The organism is Candidatus Liberibacter sp., from assembly GCF_014048425.1.
GTDB lineage: Bacteria > Pseudomonadota > Alphaproteobacteria > Rhizobiales > Rhizobiaceae > Liberibacter.
Genome location: NZ_JACETX010000053.1, coordinates 1 through 5989 on the forward strand (window position 1 = coordinate 1; position 5989 = coordinate 5989).

Below are 5989 nucleotides of genomic sequence, written 5' to 3' on the forward strand. Positions count from 1 at the left end.
ACGCGGCTCATATTTATCTTTAACCATCGACAGGCTCCCCAGAACGTTTATCCATACGAATCTTCTTGCCATCAACAACCGAAAAACCGACTCTTATTCCTCTACCATCTTTACCAACCAATGCGATATTAGAAAGATGAATAGATGCCTCTTTGGAAACAATGCCCGCTTCTTGAGAAGGAGTTTGCTTCCGATGACACTTTACAATATTAACACCTTGAACAAGGGCACGACCAGACTTACGCAAAATTCGCATTACCTGACCAATCCTACCCTTATCCTTACCAGCCAGCACCACCACCCGATCACCTGTACGAATCTTTTCCATCGCCACAAATCCTTTACACGACTTCTTTAGCCAAAGAAAGAATCTTCAAATGATTCTTTGCACGCAGTTCACGTGGCACCGAACCAAAAACACGAGTACCCAATAAATCCTTGTTTTTATCTACAAGGACAACAGCATTCCTATCAAAACGCACCACACTTCCATCAAGACGACGAATTCCACATTTAACACGAACAACTACAGCCTTTACAACGCTGCCTTTCTTTATACGCCCATTCGGGAAAACCTTCTTAACCGCAACAACAATCATATCGCCAACGGAAGCATATTTACGCTTTGAACCCCCTAAAACTTTGATGCACTGAACCCAGCGAACACCAGAGTTATCAGAAACAAGAAGATTCGTCTGAACCTGAATCATCGCTGAAACACCCTCTTTACCAAAAAAATCCAACCTAACATACAAAATATACGATAAATCACAATTGACCACCAAAAAGCACTAGCAACAAGATATATTTTTAAAAAAGACAGGAAACCTCGCTTTGTTCCTATCTACTTAAAGAATGCGTAGCTTTCCAACATTTCCTCTTTGAAATGGGCGCGCATTCCTCTATAAGCACAACATCTCCAGTCTTGTATTTATTACCTTCATCATGAACCATATACTTTTTAGAACGACGAACTGTTTTCTGAAGAAGAGGGTGAGAAAATCGTCTCTCGACTCTAACAACGACAGTATTTTTAGATCTATCACTCACAACGATTCCCTGTAAAACCCGCTTCGGCATACCTTTCTATCTCCACACTTTATTGCTGCTTAAAACTCTTGCTATTCATCACAGTTTTGATACGTGCGACATCGCGACGAACACTTCTCATCCGAAAAGGGTTTTCAATCTGACCAGAAGCCTTTTGAAAACGAAGATTAAATTGCTCTTTTTTCAAATGGACAAGCATATCCCTAAGCTGATCCGCACTCATGACAGAAAGATCGCCTATTTTCAACATTCTATCCTCACTCTACAATCCTTTGCACAAACTTTGCAACAACAGAAAGCTTAGCTGCACCAAGACGCAAAGCCTCCCTAGCCACCTCTTCACTTACACCATCAATTTCAAACATGATACGACCTGGCTTAACACGACATACCCATTGATCAACAGAACCCTTTCCTTTCCCCATCCGAACCTCTGTAGGCTTAGAAGTTACAGGTATATCAGGAAACAAGCATATCCAAACTCGACCAGCACGCTTCATATAACGAGTAATGGCACGACGCGCAGCTTCAATTTCTCGAGCACTAACTCGATTAGGTTCTTGAGCTTTGAGAGCAAATTCACCAAAACAAATCCGGGAACCACCCTTCGCCACACCTTTTATACGCCCTTTAAATTGCTTAGGGTATTTGGTATTTTTCGGCTGACACAGCATTTCTTATTCTCTCCAAAAATATAAAATCACGATTTCTCGCGATCACGCCGACGAGCATTACCCCCTTGATTATCTTTTTCTAAAGCACGCTGACTAGAAGCCATAGAATCATGCTCAAGAATCTCACCATTACAAACATAAACCTTTACACCACAAATCCCATACACAGTTCTCGCTTCTGCCGAACCATAATCAATATCAGCTCGAAGAGTCTGAAGGGACACCCTCCCTTCAAGATACCACTCGGTACGAGAGAGCTCCAAACCATTAAGGCGACCTGCACAGATTATCTTGATCCCATCAACCCCAAATCGCATAGCTGACTGCACAGCACGTTTCATAGCGCGACGAAAAACCACACGCTTCTCTAGTTGCTGCGCAACAGATTGAGCTATCAAAGTCGCATTAATTTCTGGCTTAGAAACCTCAACTATATTCAAATGAACCTCTGAAGAAGTCATCCCTGAAAGTTTTTTACGAATCCTCTCTATATCAACGCCTTTTTTCCCAATAATAAAAGCCGGACGAGCGGAATGAATAATAATACGGCACTTCATATGTGGCCGTTCTATCAAAATTTTGGAAATACCAGCCTGCTTCAGATCCTTCTGAAGATACTTTCGCATAGCCAAATCTTCATGGAGAAGCGACGCATAATCAGAGCCACGACGAGCAAACCAACGGCTATCCCAAGTGCGGTTAACACCAAGCCGAAATATTATAGGATTAACTTTCTGTCCCATTACACAACCTTTCCTTCTTCTCGCACTTCACGAACCACAATAGTTAGATGAGAGAAAGGCTTGACAATACGACCAACACGCTGACGTCCACGACAATGAAACCTTTTCATACAGGCACCTTTACAAACATAAGCCTCCGAAACTACAAGATAATCAACATCAAGATCATGATTATTTTCCGCATTTGAGACGGCAGAACGCAACGTCTTTCTAACAGCATCTGCTATTTTCTTTCGCGAAAATTCAAGATCCGCAAGAGCACGAGAAACTCGCTTTCCTCTAATCATAGAAGCAACAAGATTTAACTTTTGAGGACTAACCCGTAGCATGCGCGCAACAGCATTAGCTTCATTATCGCCTAGCCGACGCTTTGCCTCAGACCTTGCTTTATCCATAAATCATTTCCTCTTACTTTTTTTGTCACCACCATGCCCAGGACAATTTCGAGTTGGAGAAAACTCACCAAACTTACATCCTACCATTTCTTCAGTAACAGAAACAGGGATATGCTTCTTCCCGTTATACACACCAAACGTCAAACCAACAAATTGCGGCATAATAGCACAACTGCGACACCATATAGCTATAACATCACGACGACCGGACTTGCGAGCCTTATCCGCTTTCTTAAGAAGAGATTTCGTGACATAAGGACCTTTCCAAACTGAACGAGCCATCCAAACAATCCCCTTTATTTCTTACTCTTATGCCGAGAACGCACTATAAAAACATCTGTAGACTTATTCGAACGCGTCCTCTTTCCCTTTGTGGGTTTTCCCCAAGGACTACAAGGATTACGACCACCTGACGTTTTACCTTCACCACCACCGAGCGGATGATCCACAGGATTCATTGCCACCCCTCTAACACCAGGACGGAAGCCACGCCAACGGCTACGACCAGCCTTAGAATCATTTTTATTGCCATGATCCGGGTTCGAAACAGCACCTATAGAAGCCATACAAGAAGACTGCACAAGACGACGCTCACCCGAACTAAGACGCAAGAGAGCAATATTACGATCACGTTCAACAAGACGTGCATAGGAACCTGCAGAACGAGATAATTGCCCTCCTTTACCAGGCTTCATCTCAACGTTATGTATTATAGAACCAACTGGAATAAACTGCAACGGCATAGCATTGCCAGGCTTGATATCAACAGCAGATCTTGAAGATATAACTTTATCTCCCACAGACAAACGCTGTGGTGCCAAAATATAAGATGACAAACCATTTGAATAAGAAATAAGAGCAATAAACGCCGTTCTATTAGGATCATACTCTAAACGATCTACGACACCCAAAACATCATAACTACGACGCTTAAAATCAATAAGACGATAGGAACGCTTATGCCCTCCACCACGAGAACGCACCGTCACTCTGCCAAGATTATTGCGCCCTCCTTTAGAACATAGACCCCGCGTCAAAGATTTTATAGGCTTACCCTGATGCAGCCCATCTCTACCTACGGTAACGAGTTGACGCTGACTTGACGTAACCGGATTAAAACTTTTTAACACCATAACACGCAACTTTCCTCAAAAGCGAAATCCATCAAAGACCAACTGAAATATCAATAGAGTGCCCCTTAGCCAAAGTAACAAAAGCTTTCTTAACATCTTTTCGCGAAACATATAAATCACGTGCCGATTTTGCATTGCTACGGGAAACAGAAACCCTGCTAATTCGCTTCGTCTTTCCTTTTCGAATAAGAGTATTTACAGATTCAACTTTCACACTAAACAAAGCTTCAATCGCAAACTTTATTTCTGATTTAGTAGCATCTTTCCTAACGGTAAAAATAACCTGATTATTTTCAGATAACAAAGTAGCCTTCTCCGTTATCACGGGAGCAACTACAGTATCATAAAAGCGAACATCAATCATTAAAACGATCCTCTAAAGCCTCAACAGCAGACTTAGAAAGCACCAACTTAGAACGACGCAAAATATCATAAACATTGATACCCTGAACAGGAAGGATATCTATGTTTGGGATATTTCTACTAGCAAGCTGAAAATTCCTATCCAACTGAGAACCATCAATAATAAGAGCATTAGACAAGCCAAGACCAGCAAAAAGCCCTGCCAAATATTTGGTACGTGGCTCTTTAGAAACCAAACTATCAATTATCAGGACATCATTAGAACGCAATTTTTCGGACAAAGCATGACACAACGCAAGAGAACGAACCTTCTTTGGTAGCACATGACTACTTTCAGAGGAAATATGACCTCCAAAAGATTTTCCACCTCCACGAAACTGCGGAGCAGATCTGGAACCATGTCTAGCACGACCCAAACCCTTTTGCGCACACATTTTAGATCCCGTATACGCAACTTGAGAACGATTCTTGAATTTAGCAAAAGATACTCTTTTGCGCAAAGATTGCCAACGAATAGCCCTTGCTAAGATACCCTCCTTGGACTCCAAACCAAAAATATTTTCAGAAACAGATATGTTCCCAGCATCCCCACCATCAAGAGCCTTGACCCCTAACTCTATCACGAACATTCCCCCTTCTCATTTGCCGCATGACCAAAAGCATCTCGCACAAGAAGCCAAGAGTTACTCTTAGCCCCAGGGACAGATCCCTTAATAAAAATCAACCCCCTCTCCTCATCAGTCAATACAACCTTTAGGTTCTTAATGGTGACACGAGAACATCCCATATGTCCTGCCATCTTTTTGTTTTTAAAAACACGACCAGGATCCTGACGACAACCCGTCGAACCTGCGGAACGATGTGACAAAGAAACACCATGCGAAGCTCGAAGGCCACCGAAATTATGACGCTTCATAGTACCAGCGAATCCTTTACCTATACTCCAACCCGTAACATCAACTAATTGCCCCACATTAAAATGATTCGGCAATAAAGAAGATCCTATTTGCAAAAGATTTTCTTGCTCAACACGAAACTCAAAAAGTTTTTTCTTAGGAGATACTTTGGCGGACGAAAAAATTCCTCGAACAGACTTAGAAACGTTTTTAACCTTTGCATCTCCCGCACCAATCTGAACGGCTACATAACCATTCTTCTCCAAAGTACGCTGAGCAACAACCTGACAACTATCCACGTGCAATACTGTCACAGGGAGACGTCGACCCTCAGCGTCAAACACACAAGTCATGCCCAATTTTTGCGCGATAACACCTGAACGCATTAATTCATTCCCCAAAAAACAATAAAAAACTCAAAGCTTAATCTCTACATTAACACCGGCAGCAAGATCCAACTTCATCAAAGCATCAACCGTCTGATGAGTTGGCTGCATAATATCAAGAAAACGCCTATATGTACGTATCTCCAATTGATCCCGGCTTTTCTTATTGACATGAGGAGATCTATTAACAGTATATTTCCGCGTATGACAAGGAAGAGGGACAGGACCCCTAATTTGTGCACCCGCCTGCTTGGCAGTCAATACAATTTCTCGCACGGAGGAATCAAGTATCCAAGAATCAAATGCCTTCAAACATATACGGATATTCTGACCTCTCATCTATATCACC

At 42.2% G+C, this 5989-nt stretch carries 13 protein-coding genes; all 13 read right to left on the reverse strand.

From position 1 onward, the window contains the following. Window positions 1–19: 19 nt before the first annotated feature. The 13 genes from rplX to rpsJ all read right to left on the reverse strand — a co-directional run bounded on the left by rplX (window position 20) and on the right by rpsJ (window position 5979). Window positions 20–328, reverse strand: a complete 309-nt coding sequence (gene rplX, locus H0G72_RS05305; protein WP_182017738.1) for a 50S ribosomal protein L24 — start codon at window positions 326–328, stop codon at window positions 20–22. 13 nt (window positions 329–341) lie between these two features. Beyond that, window positions 342–710 carry a 50S ribosomal protein L14 gene (gene rplN, locus H0G72_RS05310; RefSeq protein ID WP_182017739.1) on the reverse strand — a complete coding sequence of 123 codons (369 nt, stop codon included), beginning with the start codon at window positions 708–710 and terminating at the stop codon, window positions 342–344. A 130-nt stretch (window positions 711–840) separates the two neighbouring features. Next, window positions 841–1080 (reverse strand): 30S ribosomal protein S17, encoded by a 240-nt coding sequence (gene rpsQ, locus H0G72_RS05315; protein WP_182017740.1) that lies wholly within the window; start codon window positions 1078–1080, stop codon window positions 841–843. Window positions 1081–1099: 19 nt separating this feature from the next. Next, window positions 1100–1300: a 50S ribosomal protein L29 gene (gene rpmC / locus H0G72_RS05320; protein WP_182017741.1), complete on the reverse strand. Its 201-nt coding sequence runs from the start codon at window positions 1298–1300 to the stop codon at window positions 1100–1102. A 7-nt stretch (window positions 1301–1307) separates the two neighbouring features. Further along, window positions 1308–1721 (reverse strand): 50S ribosomal protein L16, encoded by a 414-nt coding sequence (rplP, locus tag H0G72_RS05325; protein ID WP_182017749.1) that lies wholly within the window; start codon window positions 1719–1721, stop codon window positions 1308–1310. Between the two features lie 29 nt (window positions 1722–1750). Then, complete coding sequence (rpsC, locus tag H0G72_RS05330; RefSeq protein ID WP_182017742.1) at window positions 1751–2467, reverse strand: 30S ribosomal protein S3; 717 nt, start codon at window positions 2465–2467, stop codon at window positions 1751–1753. Beyond that, window positions 2467–2862, reverse strand: coding sequence for a 50S ribosomal protein L22 (gene rplV / locus H0G72_RS05335; RefSeq protein ID WP_182017743.1), 396 nt, complete (start codon window positions 2860–2862; stop codon window positions 2467–2469). Before rplV ends, rpsC begins: the two co-directional genes overlap by 1 nt. 3 nt (window positions 2863–2865) lie before the next feature. Next, window positions 2866–3144: a 30S ribosomal protein S19 gene (rpsS, locus tag H0G72_RS05340; RefSeq protein WP_182017744.1), complete on the reverse strand. Its 279-nt coding sequence runs from the start codon at window positions 3142–3144 to the stop codon at window positions 2866–2868. Between the two features lie 14 nt (window positions 3145–3158). Next, a complete protein-coding gene (rplB, locus tag H0G72_RS05345) occupies window positions 3159–3995 on the reverse strand; it encodes a 50S ribosomal protein L2 (RefSeq protein ID WP_182017745.1) in 837 nt (278 codons plus the stop codon). A 31-nt stretch (window positions 3996–4026) separates the two neighbouring features. Beyond that, window positions 4027–4359, reverse strand: a complete 333-nt coding sequence (locus H0G72_RS05350; protein ID WP_182017746.1) for a 50S ribosomal protein L23 — start codon at window positions 4357–4359, stop codon at window positions 4027–4029. Then, entirely contained in the window at window positions 4352–4978 is a 627-nt protein-coding gene (gene rplD, locus H0G72_RS05355; protein ID WP_182017750.1) for a 50S ribosomal protein L4, read from the reverse strand. Before rplD ends, H0G72_RS05350 begins: the two co-directional genes overlap by 8 nt. Further along, window positions 4978–5640: a 50S ribosomal protein L3 gene (gene rplC, locus H0G72_RS05360; RefSeq protein WP_182017747.1), complete on the reverse strand. Its 663-nt coding sequence runs from the start codon at window positions 5638–5640 to the stop codon at window positions 4978–4980. The genes rplD and rplC overlap by 1 nt, the downstream gene beginning before the upstream one ends. 30 nt (window positions 5641–5670) lie before the next feature. Beyond that, window positions 5671–5979: a 30S ribosomal protein S10 gene (gene rpsJ / locus H0G72_RS05365; protein ID WP_182017748.1), complete on the reverse strand. Its 309-nt coding sequence runs from the start codon at window positions 5977–5979 to the stop codon at window positions 5671–5673. Window positions 5980–5989: the final 10 nt, after the last annotated feature.